Annotated in this window: 1 rRNA gene; it reads left to right on the top strand. The window is 52.1% G+C overall.

The features are described 5' to 3' along the window. The first annotated feature begins 32 nt into the window (after positions 1-32). A 16S ribosomal RNA gene (locus J3U42_RS12215) occupies positions 33-1,570 on the top strand. The last annotated feature ends 17 nt before the right edge of the window (positions 1,571-1,587 follow it).

The raw sequence follows: 1,587 nt of genomic DNA, 5'->3' as shown, positions 1-1,587 counted from the left end.
ATGTCAGAGACAGTTATTGAGCATCAAACTTTAAATTGAAGAGTTTGATCATGGCTCAGATTGAACGCTGGCGGCAGGCTTAACACATGCAAGTCGAACGGTAACATGAGTGCTTGCACTTGATGACGAGTGGCGGACGGGTGAGTAAAGTATGGGGATCTGCCGAATGGAGGGGGACAACAGTTGGAAACGACTGCTAATACCGCATAAAGTTGAGAGACCAAAGCATGGGACCTTCGGGCCATGCGCCATTTGATGAACCCATATGGGATTAGCTAGTTGGTAGGGTAAAGGCTTACCAAGGCGACGATCTCTAGCTGGTCTGAGAGGATGACCAGCCACACTGGAACTGAGACACGGTCCAGACTCCTACGGGAGGCAGCAGTGGGGAATATTGCACAATGGGGGGAACCCTGATGCAGCCATGCCGCGTGTATGAAGAAGGCCTTCGGGTTGTAAAGTACTTTCGGTAATGAGGAAGGTGGTGTATCGAATAGGTGCATCAATTGACGTTAATTACAGAAGAAGCACCGGCTAACTCCGTGCCAGCAGCCGCGGTAATACGGAGGGTGCGAGCGTTAATCGGAATGACTGGGCGTAAAGGGCATGTAGGCGGATAATTAAGTTAGGTGTGAAAGCCCCGGGCTCAACCTGGGAACTGCACTTAAAACTGGTTATCTGGAGTATTGTAGAGGAAGGTAGAATTCCACGTGTAGCGGTGAAATGCGTAGAGATGTGGAGGAATACCGGTGGCGAAGGCGGCCTTCTGGACAGATACTGACGCTGAGATGCGAAAGCGTGGGGAGCAAACAGGATTAGATACCCTGGTAGTCCACGCTGTAAACGATGTCGATTTGGAGTTTGTTGCCTTGAGTGATGGGCTCCGAAGCTAACGCGATAAATCGACCGCCTGGGGAGTACGGCCGCAAGGTTAAAACTCAAATGAATTGACGGGGGCCCGCACAAGCGGTGGAGCATGTGGTTTAATTCGATGCAACGCGAAGAACCTTACCTGGTCTTGACATCCACAGAATCTTGCAGAGATGCGAGAGTGCCTTCGGGAACTGTGAGACAGGTGCTGCATGGCTGTCGTCAGCTCGTGTTGTGAAATGTTGGGTTAAGTCCCGCAACGAGCGCAACCCTTATCCTTTGTTGCCAGCGGTTTGGCCGGGAACTCAAAGGAGACTGCCGTTGATAAAGCGGAGGAAGGTGGGGACGACGTCAAGTCATCATGGCCCTTACGACCAGGGCTACACACGTGCTACAATGGCGTATACAAAGGGAGGCGACCTCGCGAGAGCAAGCGGACCTCATAAAGTACGTCTAAGTCCGGATTGGAGTCTGCAACTCGACTCCATGAAGTCGGAATCGCTAGTAATCGTGAATCAGAATGTCACGGTGAATACGTTCCCGGGCCTTGTACACACCGCCCGTCACACCATGGGAGTGGGTTGCACCAGAAGTAGATAGCTTAACCTTCGGGAGGGCGTTTACCACGGTGTGGTCCATGACTGGGGTGAAGTCGTAACAAGGTAACCGTAGGGGAACCTGCGGTTGGATCACCTCCTTACGAAGAGCTCGTAAGTG

The organism is Gilliamella sp. B2923 (assembly GCF_026536565.1).
Taxonomy (GTDB): Bacteria; Pseudomonadota; Gammaproteobacteria; order Enterobacterales; family Orbaceae; genus Gilliamella.
This window is presented reverse-complemented; position numbering and strand designations above follow the sequence as displayed.